Source organism: Mariniphaga sp., from assembly GCF_041687215.1.
Taxonomy (GTDB): Bacteria; Bacteroidota; Bacteroidia; order Bacteroidales; family Prolixibacteraceae; genus Mariniphaga.
This window is the reverse complement of sequence record NZ_JAWLCI010000019.1, coordinates 35182-48650: the sequence shown is the minus strand read 5'-3', so window position 1 is coordinate 48650 and position 13469 is coordinate 35182. Positions and strand designations below refer to the sequence as shown.

Below are 13469 nucleotides of genomic sequence, written 5' to 3'. Positions count from 1 at the left end.
TAATAAAGAAAGGAAGTTTAATATTTTGCATTGTTTAAGGAATTTAAAATTCCTACTGTTGGGAGAAATGTTACGAAGTTATCTTTAAACCGGGAGTTTTGTTTCCGGGTGTCATCAACCACATTACAACAATTACCATTTTTAATTTGTTAGAATTTAAATGATTACCATAGAAAATAAACAAATGGATGAAGATAAATTTTTGGCATTGTTGCGCGGGATAAACGTTGGCGGGAATAATATCATAAAAATGGCCGACCTGAAAAAATGTTTTGAAAGCATGGGATTTACCTGTGTTAAAACTTATATTCAAAGTGGAAATGTGATATTTAATTCGGTGGAAAAGGATAAAACACTGCTCAAAAAACAAATTGAAGAAACATTATCCAAAAGATTTAAATATAATTCAAGTGTTTTTATAATTGATTATAAGCAACTTAAACATGTAGTAACTGATTCACCACCAAATTTTGGAACAGAACCCGATAAATACAGGTCAGATGTTCTCTTTGTTAAAGATTCACTTAATCCGATGGAAATATTAAAAAACATAAAAATTAAAGAGGGCGTTGACAGCGTCTGGTCCGGCCTAAACGTAATATACTTTTCGCGATTAATCAGCAGAGCCTCGCAAAGTTATTTGTCAAAAATAGTTTCGATGCCGTTTTACAAAGAAATTACCATACGCAACTGGAATACAACTACAAAATTACTTGCCTTAATGGAATAAATTTAAAACATTTATGAAAAACAAAATTCTCACAACTATAATTCTTGGCATCTTCATAGTGATTTCCTGTAAAAAAGAAACAGTAAAAGATTTACCGGAAGTTCCTCAGTTAAAAACCGAAACCATTCTTACCGGTTATCAGATTATTTGGGGAATGGATTTTCTGCCCAATGGCGATTTGATTTTCGGGGAGAAGCAGGGAAAACTTTACCGCAAAAGCGATGATTCAGTTACTGAAATTACGGGTTTCCCGGAAGTTCTTTCTTCAGGGCAAGGCGGGCTGCTTGACATTAAAATCCATCCCAATTATTCAAATAACGGATGGATTTTTGCAAGTTTTGCTGCACAAAAACCAGAAGGTGGTGGCGAATTAAGGCTTATTCGTTTTAAAATTTCGGGCAACCAGATGCAAAATATTGAAACCATTTTTACCACCAACGAACCCAATTCATGGTATGGCCATTATGGAAGCCGAATAGTTTTTGATGAAAATAATTTTCTCTTTCTGAGTTTAGGTGAAGGCGGCAGTTCAAGTTATGGCGGGCCAAACTCAAATAACAGAAATGCCCTTAATCCAAAATCGGATTGGGGAAAAATACACCGGCTAAATGACGATGGAAGTATTCCTGCCGACAATCCGGAAATTCCGGGAAATGACAGCCCAACCTCAGTATATTCCTACGGACACAGAAATCCTCAGGGACTGGCATTTCACCCTGAAACAGGAGAACTTTGGGAAACCGAGCATGGACCAAGAGGGGGAGACGAAATTAATATTATTGAAAAAGGGGCAAATTACGGCTGGCCTGATTATTCACTCGGGATGAATTATGACGGAACAAATATTTCTTCAGGCCACAATGCCGAAGGAATAACAGCGCCTTTACATTCATGGACACCCTCAATCGGTATTTGTGGAATGACATTTATTTCCGGTAACAAGTTTGGCATGTGGAACGGCAACTTGCTTGTAAGCGGGCTTGTATCACAAAAAGTCCACAGATGCGTGGTGGAAGGAAATACCATAATCGAAAAAGAACCAATTCTCGAAAATCAGGGACGAGTCAGGAATGTTAAACAGGGCCCTGATGGTTTTATATATGTTTCGTTGGAAAATCCCGGACGAATAATTCAAATTCAACCTGAATAATCTCCAACTATAAATATCAGAAAAGGCGGTGCAACTCATTACACCGCCTTTAAACAGGTCTTTAAACAGGTAAGCCATTTTCGGCTCAACTATCTTTCATTTGTTCACGACAAGAATTCCTTCTGAAAATCTTCCCAGACTTCTTTTGGAAAATTAGATAATGGCTTATCAACTAATTCTCCACCATCCTGCATCATTACTCCAACAGGTTGTGGCATAATTTTGGAAGCGGAAACTGCCAGAAAATCTTTAAAACGTTCCAGTTCCTGAATGGCCCAGTTCGTGGCATCTTCAGCCAAATAATATGAATTTGTATCTGCCTTCCAGTTTGAAGGTTTAATGGAATAGATCCACCCAAGCTGGTAAGGATCGTTTTTTATTAACCCGGGGTTTTCTTCCAGTTCAGAATTGGTTTGTTGAACCTCGCCGGAAACAGGAGATAGCACATCGAGACTATGTCCGTTATACCGGATTTTTGCAAGCAATTCACCCTTGTTTATTTGTTCACCCGGCTTCTTAAACTGGGTGAGTTTTACATTACCTGTAATATGTACCAGTAAATCATCAAGTCCTACAAGAGCTTCACCAGATTTATCGAGGTGTGCCCAGGTATGATACCTACTAAAGAATATTCCCTGTGGAATTCTTAAAGAATTGGCAGAAATAGGTCTGTTGGCATTTTGAAAAGCAGCAGCAGGTTTTGTCTTCCTGTTGAAAAACATCCATAACGGAACCAGGACTGCAAAAAATGAAATAATTACCAGGTACTCAATACCTTTCGTTTCGAAAATGTTTGTATATGTAAATCCTTCCATAATTTAAATTTTTGGTTGCCTTTAAATGGCAACTGGTTAATTAATGATTGTTTTTAGCCCACGAAGGTGATTCGCGCAAAACCGGCATCCGGTTAATTATCCATCTGAAAATCCAGATTTGAATTAAGATGATGGAAATGCTTACTACTATTTCCATCCACGAGGGCACGTAATGTGTTGCGGCATCCCAGCGGAAAGCGATTATAGAAACATTCAGCCGGTTTAGAATAATTCCCAGGATAGTAATGACGGCAGCAATTTTTGTTAACAAAATTTTGCCGCTACGAAAACTGTAGAAATAAAGAATCATTGGAAATAATACAAATCCTAACATTTCAAGCAGATACCAATACCCCATTGGTGTGTTCAGCAAATTGTAATGCTGCCCGTGAACAAATACCAAAACATGCATAAAAAAATAGGCAAACATGGCAAATGCACAAATTTTTGAAAGGCTTTGCACAATGTTATTCCTGGCTTTCCGGTTCTTTTCCGTTATCTGGTTAAAAAACACCTTCTGGCTAATGGAACCTTCGAAAATTACCATAGACAGACCGGCAAAAACACTGGATACCAAAAAAAGAAGTGGAATAAACTCGGAATACCAGAGGGGATGAATTTTTGCTTTGGCCATTAAAAACAGAGCTCCCAGGCCCGATTGATGCAAGGTTGAAAGTGTAATCCCAAATATTACGGCTCCAATTGTTAAACCTGACAAAATTTTATGAGCCCTTTTGGTACCGAGCCATTCAGCCACGGCAGGTGAAAACTCAAGAAATTGTGCAATAATATATAGTACAAAATGCCAGGCAACTAAAAACAATACTGAACTTGCACCAAAACTATTACCAATCAGCGGATTAAAAATATTCCATGGTTTTCCAAGGTCGAGTACCAGGGCGCCTGCATAAAAAAGGTACGCCAGAAAGCCGTTCAAAACGGTGACTCTTACAATGGAGTGATATTTTTCCACTTTCAGGATATAAACAATGAAGGTTAACACGTAAGCACCGCCGGCAAAGGCAACACCTGTAACCACATTAAATCCTTTCCACAGTCCCCAGGGAATTTCCTGTGAAACGTTGGAAACTGCCCCAAGTCCCTGAGTAAACCGAATTACAATCAGTACAAGGCCTGTCAGGATTATTGGGATGGAAATAACATTGAATGGAGTTAACCATTTGCCACGTGGTTTCAGTTCACTGAGGATAAATTGCCAGGTGGACTGATTTTGCTTCTCTTTTGTAATTGGATATGCCGGACTAGTCATGATTTTCGTTTTTATTTTGTTTTGACTTGGTTGCTTCGTGTATTCCTAAGAGCAGTGTTGGCACCAGAACAAAAACTGACGGTACACTATACAAAAAACTCTTTGTTAATGAAGGATATGATGAATTTTGAAGCCGTGTATCGAATCCGAGTTCGTTTTGCGGAACTGGAGCCAGATAAAGGTAGCCGGTACCTCCGGCAACAGCTTCCCCATAAATATTATCCACATACATTTCGGGCCATTCAGTAATTCTTTTACGAGCTTCTGCAATCAGTTCACGACGTGTACCAAAAAACAGCGCGTCTCCGCAGGTTTCCACGCACACCGGAAGTTCCCCCTTAACAATGCGATCGTAACACATATCGCATTTCTGAATTTTAGGATTGGTGCTGTTGTAGTCGAATTTCGGCACATCAAAAGGGCACGAAATCATACAATAACGGCAACCCATGCATTTGTCTTCGCGCCAGATTACGGGCCCTTCCTTGGTTTTATACATTGCCTTGGTGAGGCAGGCTGCAGCACATGCAGGTTCGTTACAATGCATGCACTGGTTTCGCACATAAACCTCACCCTGTTCCGTTTCATAGCTGTTAACCACGCACCTTTGTTTTTCGCTGGTTTTTCTTAAAACACCAGGTTTCATTTCGTCTTCCGGTTCTGGAAGACCATGGGCTTTGGCGCAGGCTTTTTCGCAGGCTCTGCAACCTATACAAATGCTCGAGTCGTACAGAACGCCATGAAATTCAGTTTCATCGTCGGGCGATTTAGGTGAACCCGATGAATTAAAGCCGATTATGGTCATGCCTGTAATACCGATAGCCTTAAAAAAACTTCGTCGATTGATACTCATAACTCAATTTTTAATTTAGTAAATACTAAAGTTTAGATTTTTCTTTTATTTAGATGAATCCAGAAAATGGGTTTGGAAATCTTCCCAAACTTCTGGTCCAAGGTCTGCCAATACATTGTCGGTAAGTTCACCGCCATCCTGAAGAATAATATGATTATAAACCAGGGAATTGGAATTAGCTGAAGTGGCTAAAAAGTCTTTTAACCGGGTAAACTCATCGTCCAGCCAGTCTCTGAACTTGTCGGCCATAAACATAAAACGTGTTTCCCTCAGCCAGTTTGCAGGTTCAATCTGATAGACCCATCCATCTGCATAAGGAGATGAATTAAGTTTTTCAGGATTCGACAACAAATCTTCGTTGTAGTGTTTGATATATCCTGAAACCGGAGAATAAATTTCAAGTTGTTTACCCTCTCTGATTATGGTAAAGATTTTTTCTCCTTTTCTTACTTTTTCACCCGCAGTTTTCAGTTTTACCTGGGTAAGTTGTCCGGTTATGTGTTGCAGAAAATCATCGATACCAATTTTTACCTGCCCGTCTTTTTCCATAAACGCCCAGGTGTGTGATTTATCGTAATACAATCCGGCAGGTGCGGTAACAGAATTCACATTTAATGCCGGGGTGATGGCTATGTCCTCGCTAACAATACCTGCTTTTTGTTTTCTTTTGAAGCGCACAAAAGCAACAACCAGTAAAACAGCAAGCGCAACCAGAAACAAAACACCCCATGCCGGAAACCCAGGCGCTGAAGTTGCAGGTTCCGGAGCAACAACCGGTTCACTTAATGCAAGCATGCCTGACGCTTTTTCCCTGCTCGATAGATTACTAAATCCCAGAGCTCCCAACGATTCCTGCCCGTCATTAATTACCCAGGCTAAAAATTCCTGAACAACCTGATTTTTTGGCTGACCATCAGCAAAAGCAAAAATATCTCCGCACAATTCTTTCGGATACTTTCCAATCCAGGCCCCGCGGGTCAATTCTTGCGGGTTGTTAAAAATATTTTCATAACCATCAATTTGTCCGTTTTCGTTTTTATCAATGGGAAGGATAGCTATTTGCCCGGCAAAAGAATTTTCTTCTGAATTAAGAACATCTGTCAATTTGCAAAAAGCTACTGCAAATACATCATTTTGCACAGTAGATACCAACTCCGATACCGAAACGATATTTTTTGTTCTGATGATTTCAGAAGTTAATCCGGTAAAACCAGATAATTTCGAAATCACCTGTTCATTATCAGAAACATAAACATGAATTGAAGTCGGATTTCCTTCATTAATCAGGGTTGACCAATTTGTGTTTTCTGAAAGAATCCTGGAGAAATCATCAGAAGTAAGTCCTTGTTTATTCAATTGTTCAATTAAAGGATTTTTTACATTAAAAACCGGCACTACAATATCGTGCCCGATAACCATTTTCCACGAAGGCTCAGTTTCCAAAACTTCCGAAGTGAGATAAACCTGTCCCCCCGCAATTTGTGATTTATTTACGATTTCATTTACAACGACTTTTGCATTGGAATTGCTTTTTTCAAATCCTGAAATCCAATGGGACGTTAATTCCACCATATCGGGCGTACTGTAAATCTGAACAACCTGGTCGTTTTCAGACCCAGCCTGCTCCCGGGTTTGGTTGTCAATTCCCTTTCCGCTAACCGCGAAAAGTATGAATGACAACATAATTAGTGACGATAATAAAGTTTTCATAATAATGCTATTAATTAAAGTTTCATATTAAATACTCAGAACGCTGAAATCCAATTGATTACTGAACTCGTGCAGTATTAATCCAAATAGGGTGCCACAACAAAAACCTCAACATACACTACTGTTTATTAATAGATTACAATAAAAACTGTACATAAATTATTCAGCACCAACTGTTGAATATATTTACATCAAATCCACTTCAGCATGTCAGTTTGTTGTTTATCAGCAAAATACACGAACTGTATATTTTATATACACTGTTTAATATTTCAACATTCATTATTTAAAAATCCCGGTTTATACGCTGACCTAGAGAAAATCAATTGAAAAACCTGCTGCGTAACATATTTTTTAACCTGAAATTCAAAAAGATTATCGGAGCATTAAAAAGGACTGATTTTCTTTTAGCATTAAAAAAGTTTGTTATTTTGTTGAATTCAGATGAAATAATATTCTGTAATGAATGATTTTAAATGTAAATACTGAAAAAATGGAAGAAGAGAAACCTGCTGTTCTTGGAATGGGCAATGCTTTGGTTGATGTAATAAATATTCTTGAAAATGATACTGCACTGGCCAAATTTGGTTTGCCACGTGGCAGTATGACTCTGGTTGATGGAGAACTCTCGCGTAAAATTTTTGAAGCCACTCGGTTCAACCAGCGGCAAATTACAACCGGTGGCTCAGCCGCAAATACCATACACTCACTGGCGGCACTGGGTTCAAAATGCGGTTATATTGGTAAAATTGGAAAAGACGAACTGGGAGAAATTTTTCAGCAGGAATTTGAACGAGCACAAATTGAGACCTTCCTGATTTCAAGCGAAATAGAAACCGGCAGGGTAATGTCCCTTGTTAGTCCCGACTCGGAACGCACAATGGCTACATATTTAGGTGCTGCTGCCGATTTAAAACCCGAAGAGCTTTCGTCTGAAATGTTCCGGGGCTTTTCTATTTTTTACATCGAAGGTTACCTTGTTCAGGACCATAAATTAATTGAAACAGCCATTGATTTGGCCCGCAGCGAGGGTTTGAAAGTTGCCATTGACCTGTCCAGTTTCAATGTGGTTGAACAGAATCTTTCTTTCCTGAAAAAACTCATTGCAGAAAAAACAGATATTGTTTTTGCCAACGAAGAAGAAGCCCATGCATTTACAGCGAAAGGGCCAGAAGAAGCTCTTTCAGAAATAGCTTCGGTTTGTGACCTGGCAGTTGTTAAAATCGGAAAGGAAGGTTCCCTGATTCAAAAAGGAAACCAGCAGACGAAAGTTGGAATTGTTGAGGCATTAGCAATTGACACCACCGGAGCAGGAGACAATTACGCTGCCGGATTTTTATATGGACTGACCAAAGGTTTAAACCTTGAAAAATGTGGACAAATTGCAGCACTTGTTTCCGGGAAAGTAGTGGAAGTGATGGGTGCAAAAATACCGGAAAACAAATGGGTTGAGATTCTTGAGCAGGTAAAAAAAATTGAAGCTTAAAACAAACCGTGAATCTGGGCATCAATTTTATCGATAATTGAACTTAAATCTTCTGGATTTGAAGTAAAATCGAGGTTATCTACATTAATAGTGAGTAGTTTGCCCATTTTGTAATCAGCAGTCCATTTTTCATACCTCTCGTTAAGCTGTTTCAGGTAATCGAGCCGGATAGAATTTTCATATTCGCGGCCTCTTTTTTGAATCTGATTTACCAGTGTTGGAACGGATGCGCGAAGGTATATCAGTAAATCCGGTGGTTGAATTAAACTAACCATCAAATCGAAAAGGGTTTTGTAATTTTTAAAATCGCGGGTACTCATTAAGCCCATGCTGTGCAGGTTCGGTGCAAAAATTTCGGCATCCTCATAAATCGTCCGGTCCTGAATAATGGTTTTTCCCGATTTGCGGATATCAATAATTTGTTTAAACCGCGAATTCAGAAAATAAATTTGCAGGTTGAAAGACCAGCGTTGCATATCGTTATAAAAATCATTCAGGTACGGATTTTCATCCACATCCTCGTAGTGAGGCGTCCATTTGTAATGTTTGGCCAATAACTCTGTTAATGTGGTTTTTCCGGCTCCAATATTTCCTGCAACGGCTATATGCATAATTATATTTTTAATTTAAGTGTGAAAATAAAGATTATTTCTCTAAAAGTTTCATCAGATCATCCAGGTATTTCCGATCGTTAGAAAGTCGTGGAATTTTATTTTGTCCGCCAACTTTCCCCCGGTTTTTCATCCATTTGTAGAAGGTTCCTTTAGGAGCAACAACCAGGTGCAGCATTTCCAAAGTAAGATCTTTGTGTCGCTTGGCTTCGTAATCCGAGTTTAATTCTTTCAGGCTTTCGTCCAGAACTTGGGCAAATTTGTTTTTGTCGTCAGGCTCAATTTCAAATTCTATAATCCATTGGTGAGCTCCTTTCTGGTTATCGCCCATAAATACCGGCCCGGCAGTATATTCACTGATTATTGCCCCTGTTTTTTGACAGGCCTTTTGCAAAGCATTTTCAGCATTGTCAACAATAACTTCTTCGCCAAATGCATTAATAAAATGTTTTGTGCGTCCGGTAATTTTCAACCGGTATGGATTTTTTGAAGTAAACTGAATAGTATCGCCAATAATGTAACGCCACAAGCCGGCGTTGGTGGAAATAACCAAAGCGTAATTTTCATTCAGTTCCACCTGTTCCAATGTGAGTACCCGTGGATTTTCAGTGCCATATTCACTCATCGGAATAAATTCGTAATATACACCGTAATCCAGCATTAACAACATTGCCTGGCAAGTGGGATCGTCCTGAATGGCAAAAAATCCTTCCGAAGCATTGTATGTTTCCATGTAATGCATTTTTTCTGAAGGAATAAGTTTTTTATACTGTTCGCGATAGGGTTCAAAATTTACACCGCCATGCGTAAAAACCTCGAGGTTTGGCCACACTTCCAGAATATTGTTTTTGCCTGTTTTTTCAAGAATCCGTTTCAACAATACCAGAAACCAGGAAGGAACACCGGCCAGGGATGTAACATTCTGGTCGAGCGAGGTATCAATTATTTGTTCCATTTTTTCCTCAAATTCCTCAATCAGTGCAATTTCTGCCGGAGGAATCCGGATAAAATCTGTCCAGAAAGGAACGTTTTCAATCAGAATGGCCGACAAATCTCCGTAATAGGAATTGTTGCTGAAATTATTGATTTTATGGCTTCCGCCCAGTGTTAGAGTTTTTCCCCACAGCACTTTGGTTTCAGGGTAATTTTTAATGTAAATGGCAAAAACGTCTTTGGGGCCGCGCAAATGACAATCTTCCAATGCTTCTTTCGTAACCGGAATAAACTTGCTTTTATCGCTGGTTGTACCCGATGATTTGGCAAACCATTTCACATCTCCGGGCCAAAGCAAATCGGGTTCACCTTCGCGCAAACGTTCCACCCAGGGTTTAATATCGTCGTAAGTTTGCAGCGGAACGTTTTGCTGAAAAGTTTCAATGGCACGAATTTCTCCGTATTTAAACTTTTTCCCCCATGTGGTATCTTTTGCCCGACGAAGTAAATTTAACAACGTTTCTTTCTGAATATCGTTGGGGTGCTCGCGGTATAACTGTATTTGGTAGTTCCGCTTAAAATTTATCCAATTTATTACTGAATTAAGCAGTGGCATTGTAATCTTAATATATTAGCTCCCAAAGTTAGAAATATTTTGCAAGGGGAAACGAAATGAAAATGTTTTGGAGGTTACTTGTTCAAAACTATTCTGAATGTGGTTCCCTTGCCAAGTTCCGACCATTTAATAAAGATTTTCCCCTGGTGGTAGTTTTCAATAATGCGCTTAGCCAGCGACAAACCGAGTCCCCACCCTCTTTTTTTCGTAGAATAACCAGGTTGAAAAATAGTTTTGAATTGCGATTTTGGTACACCTTTTCCTGTGTCGGTAACATCAATTATTACCGTGTTTTCCTTTTCACGAAGCCCGAGTGTTATGGTTCCGTGATTATCCATGGCGTCAATGGCATTTTTGCACAAATTTTCTATGACCCACGAAAACAGTGCAGCATTCAGCGGAATAAAATAAAGTTCTTCCTGCGGGAATGCAGTTTCAAACCTCACTTTTCCTGAAGAACGGGTTTTCAGGTAACTAACGGTGGAATTTAAAACCTCAACAATATGAGTTGGCACCAGCTCCGGTTTCGAGCCTATTTTGGAAAAGCGCTCAGTAATTTTTTCCAGACGCTGAGTATCTTTTTCAAACTCTTCAATTAGTCCCTGATCAACATCCTGGAGTTTCAAAATTTCTATCCATGCCATTAAAGATGAAATGGGTGTGCCTAACTGATGCGCAGTTTCTTTCGACATGCCTACCCAAACCTGATTTTGCTCGGCACGCTGGGTAGCAAGAAATGCAGAATAGGCTGCAATAATAAAAACCACAATTACAATGAGCTGAACAAAAGGATAATAGCGCAGATTTCGCAAAATATTCGATTCCCGGTAATAAAGTAAAAGATAATCATCATCTTCTTCTGACAAGTTGATGCGGATGGGTTCCGCGTGCGTTTTCATCTTTTCCAGTTCCTTGCTCAGTACCTGCTCTTTCCGGCCCTCGCTGAAACTAATATTGGCATCGTAGTTAAAACTGCCGTCAGGTTCAACAATAACCACGGGTATGGTTGTATTCTGTTGAAGTATTGATTGAATAAGTGTAAGATAAGCGGTATTCAATTGTTCAACTCCTGCCTGGCTTCCGTTCTGAATTCCTGACTCAGCAAGCCGTTTGGTTGCTTCAGCCCAGAGTTCAACTTTTTTGCGTTCCTCGTTGGCCATTTTTTCGGTTAACCAGTTGGTATAAAGCAACGAAGCTACACCAATTAAAACTGCAACCAACAGAAGTAATATTTTTCCACGCTTTCTTTTAAGGTAAATATCCAAGGTAAGCTATTTAATTTGTTTTCCTGAAAACGGGAGAATGAAATAAATATTATATTATTTCCCAAGCATTTCCTTAACAGCCCTTGTAATCCCGTTTCTATCAATCCCGCAGAGCTTATATAATTCTCTTAACGACCCGTGTTCAATAAACTTGTCGGGAATTCCCAGCACTTTTACCTGTGCCGAATATCCATTTTCGGCCATAAATTCCAAAATTGCACTGCCAAAACCACCTTTAATTGCGCCATCTTCAACAGTAATAATTTTATTGTATTTTTCAAAAACAGTTGACAACAAAGCTTCATCAAGAGGTTTAACAAAACGAAGGTCGAAATGTGCAACTGAAATTTCTTCTTCCTCCAGTTTTTTGAGTGCATGTTGAGCAAAAATTCCTGATTTTCCAATGGTGAGAATGGCTAAATCTTTCCCTTCCGAAAGTTGTCTTCCTTTACCAATTTCAATTTTTTCAAACGGTTTTCTCCAATCCGGCTCAATTCCGCAACCTCGCGGGTAACGGATTGAAATGGGTTGTTTCAGTTCGCCCAACTGAGCAGTGTACATCAGGTTTCTCAGGTCGGGTTCATCCATGGGTGCACAAACAATCATATTGGGCACGGTTCGCATATAAGTAATATCAAATGCACCATGGTGTGTTGGCCCGTCTTCGCCAACCAGTCCTCCCCGGTCGAGGCAAAAAATTACCGGAAGGCTCTGAATGGCCACATCGTGAATAACCTGATCGTAGGCACGCTGCATAAATGTAGAGTAAATGTTACAAAACGGAACCATGCCTTGAGTAGCCAAACCCGCGGCAAATGTTACGGCGTGTTGTTCGGCAATTCCAACATCGAAAGCCCGGTGGGGCATTTTAGCAATCATCAGATTCATGGAACACCCCGAAGGCATTGCCGGCGTAATTCCCACAATTTTTTCATTTTGCTCGGCCAGTTCAAGCAACGTTTCACCAAAAACATTCTGAAATTTATGCGTGTTTTCAATGGGACAACCCGAAATAATTATTTCCCCGGTTTCCTTGTTAAACAGACCCGGAGCATGATATTTGGTCTGATCTTTTTCGGCCTGTAAAAAACCTTTTCCTTTTTTGGTAACAATATGAAGCAATTTTGGTCCGGGAATATCTTTTAAATCATGCAATACTTCTGTAAGGTAGTCCACATCGTGCCCGTCAATTGGGCCAAAATACCTGAAATCGAAAGCTTCGAACAGGTTATTTTCCTTGAGTAAAATATTCTTGAGCGCATGTTGGTTTTTTTGAATGAACTTGCGCGTTTTCTTTCCAAATCCATCAAGTTTTCCCAAACCTTCCCAAACCTCCTTTTTTACCCGGTTATAAGTATGCGATTTGGAAATATTCAGCAAATATTGCCCAATAACTCCCGCATTCGGATCGATGGCCATATTGTTGTCATTCAGAATAACCAGCAAATTTGCTTTTGAAGCGCCTGCATTGTTCAGCGCTTCAAATGCCATTCCTCCGGTCATGGCGCCATCGCCAATAATGGCAACTATTTTCCGGTCTGATTCATTTTTCAAACCGGAAGCAACAGCCATACCCAAAGCAGCAGAAATAGAAGTAGATGAATGCCCTACTCCAAATGTATCGTATTCACTTTCCTCGCGTTTTGGGAAACCGCTAAGACCTTTAAATTTTCTGTTGGTATGAAAAATATCCCGCCGTCCGGTTAAAATCTTATGTCCGTATGCTTGATGGCCAACATCCCAAACCATTAAATCGTATGGAGTATTATATACGTAATGAAGAGCTACAGTAAGCTCAACCACTCCAAGACTTGCACCAAAATGGCCAGGATTTGTTGAGACCGCATCAATAATAAACTCCCTGAGTTCTTGACATACTTCAGGAAGGTTTTCGGGTGGCAATTTCTTTAAATCGTCTGGGCCATTTATTTTATCAAGCAATTTTTCCTTAACTTTAACCATCTCGCGTGAAAATATTTTCAAAGATACAACAAATCGAATACTCCAAATTGTTCAAAAAATATTACACC

At 39.5% G+C, this 13469-nt stretch carries 11 protein-coding genes; 3 read left to right on the top strand and 8 right to left on the bottom strand.

Going from position 1 to position 13469, the window contains the following annotated elements; translation table 11 throughout:
- The first annotated feature begins 160 nt into the window (after nt 1–160).
- Both ACESMA_RS08910 and ACESMA_RS08905 read left to right on the top strand, forming a co-directional pair.
- Nucleotides 161–730 carry a DUF1697 domain-containing protein gene (locus ACESMA_RS08910; protein WP_372948448.1) on the top strand — a complete coding sequence of 190 codons (570 nt, stop codon included), beginning with the start codon at nt 161–163 and terminating at the stop codon, nt 728–730.
- Between the two features lie 13 nt (nt 731–743).
- Nucleotides 744–1880, top strand: coding sequence for a PQQ-dependent sugar dehydrogenase (locus tag ACESMA_RS08905; RefSeq protein ID WP_372948447.1), 1137 nt, complete (start codon nt 744–746; stop codon nt 1878–1880).
- A 104-nt stretch (nt 1881–1984) separates the two neighbouring features.
- Here ACESMA_RS08905 and ACESMA_RS08900 read toward each other — a convergent pair whose 3' ends face one another.
- From ACESMA_RS08900 to ACESMA_RS08885, 4 genes are read right to left on the bottom strand one after another with little or no spacing between them, the layout of a single operon-like run.
- Entirely contained in the window at nt 1985–2695 is a 711-nt protein-coding gene (locus ACESMA_RS08900) for a glycine cleavage system protein H (protein ID WP_372948446.1), read from the bottom strand.
- Nucleotides 2696–2735: 40 nt separating this feature from the next.
- Complete coding sequence (gene nrfD / locus ACESMA_RS08895) at nt 2736–3965, bottom strand: NrfD/PsrC family molybdoenzyme membrane anchor subunit (protein WP_372948445.1); 1230 nt, start codon at nt 3963–3965, stop codon at nt 2736–2738.
- Nucleotides 3958–4818, bottom strand: a complete 861-nt coding sequence (locus ACESMA_RS08890) for a 4Fe-4S dicluster domain-containing protein (protein WP_372948444.1) — start codon at nt 4816–4818, stop codon at nt 3958–3960. Before ACESMA_RS08890 ends, nrfD begins: the two co-directional genes overlap by 8 nt.
- 45 nt (nt 4819–4863) lie before the next feature.
- A complete protein-coding gene (locus ACESMA_RS08885; RefSeq protein WP_372948443.1) occupies nt 4864–6528 on the bottom strand; it encodes a hypothetical protein in 1665 nt (554 codons plus the stop codon).
- 493 nt (nt 6529–7021) lie between these two features.
- On the opposite strand from ACESMA_RS08885, the gene ACESMA_RS08880 reads away from it, so the two are divergent.
- A complete protein-coding gene (locus tag ACESMA_RS08880; protein ID WP_372948442.1) occupies nt 7022–8014 on the top strand; it encodes an adenosine kinase in 993 nt (330 codons plus the stop codon).
- Here ACESMA_RS08880 and ACESMA_RS08875 read toward each other — a convergent pair.
- From ACESMA_RS08875 to dxs, 4 genes are all read right to left on the bottom strand, one after another.
- Nucleotides 8011–8625 carry a deoxynucleoside kinase gene (locus ACESMA_RS08875; protein ID WP_372948441.1) on the bottom strand — a complete coding sequence of 205 codons (615 nt, stop codon included), beginning with the start codon at nt 8623–8625 and terminating at the stop codon, nt 8011–8013. The genes ACESMA_RS08880 and ACESMA_RS08875 overlap by 4 nt on opposite strands.
- A gap of 34 nt (nt 8626–8659) precedes the next feature.
- Nucleotides 8660–10174, bottom strand: a complete 1515-nt coding sequence (locus ACESMA_RS08870; protein WP_372948440.1) for a GH3 auxin-responsive promoter family protein — start codon at nt 10172–10174, stop codon at nt 8660–8662.
- 74 nt (nt 10175–10248) lie between these two features.
- The gene (locus tag ACESMA_RS08865) at nt 10249–11439 is read right to left on the bottom strand and encodes a sensor histidine kinase (RefSeq protein WP_372948439.1); all 1191 of its coding nucleotides are present in this window, start codon (nt 11437–11439) and stop codon (nt 10249–10251) included.
- Nucleotides 11440–11493: 54 nt separating this feature from the next.
- Nucleotides 11494–13401 (bottom strand): 1-deoxy-D-xylulose-5-phosphate synthase, encoded by a 1908-nt coding sequence (gene dxs, locus ACESMA_RS08860; protein ID WP_372948438.1) that lies wholly within the window; start codon nt 13399–13401, stop codon nt 11494–11496.
- Nucleotides 13402–13469: the final 68 nt, after the last annotated feature.

Bases quoted from the DNA above. Each gene is read 5' to 3' on its own strand.
- ACESMA_RS08910 (WP_372948448.1), top strand. From the start codon at position 161: ATGATTACCATAGAAAATAAACAAATGGATGAAGATAAATTTTTGGCA.
- dxs (WP_372948438.1), bottom strand. From the start codon at position 13,401: ATGGTTAAAGTTAAGGAAAAATTGCTTGATAAAATAAATGGCCCAGAC.
- ACESMA_RS08885 (WP_372948443.1), bottom strand. From the start codon at position 6,528: ATGAAAACTTTATTATCGTCACTAATTATGTTGTCATTCATACTTTTC.
- ACESMA_RS08890 (WP_372948444.1), bottom strand. From the start codon at position 4,818: ATGAGTATCAATCGACGAAGTTTTTTTAAGGCTATCGGTATTACAGGC.
- ACESMA_RS08875 (WP_372948441.1), bottom strand. From the start codon at position 8,625: ATGCATATAGCCGTTGCAGGAAATATTGGAGCCGGAAAAACCACATTA.
- ACESMA_RS08900 (WP_372948446.1), bottom strand. From the start codon at position 2,695: ATGGAAGGATTTACATATACAAACATTTTCGAAACGAAAGGTATTGAG.
- ACESMA_RS08870 (WP_372948440.1), bottom strand. From the start codon at position 10,174: ATGCCACTGCTTAATTCAGTAATAAATTGGATAAATTTTAAGCGGAAC.
- ACESMA_RS08905 (WP_372948447.1), top strand. From the start codon at position 744: ATGAAAAACAAAATTCTCACAACTATAATTCTTGGCATCTTCATAGTG.
- ACESMA_RS08880 (WP_372948442.1), top strand. From the start codon at position 7,022: ATGGAAGAAGAGAAACCTGCTGTTCTTGGAATGGGCAATGCTTTGGTT.
- nrfD (WP_372948445.1), bottom strand. From the start codon at position 3,965: ATGACTAGTCCGGCATATCCAATTACAAAAGAGAAGCAAAATCAGTCC.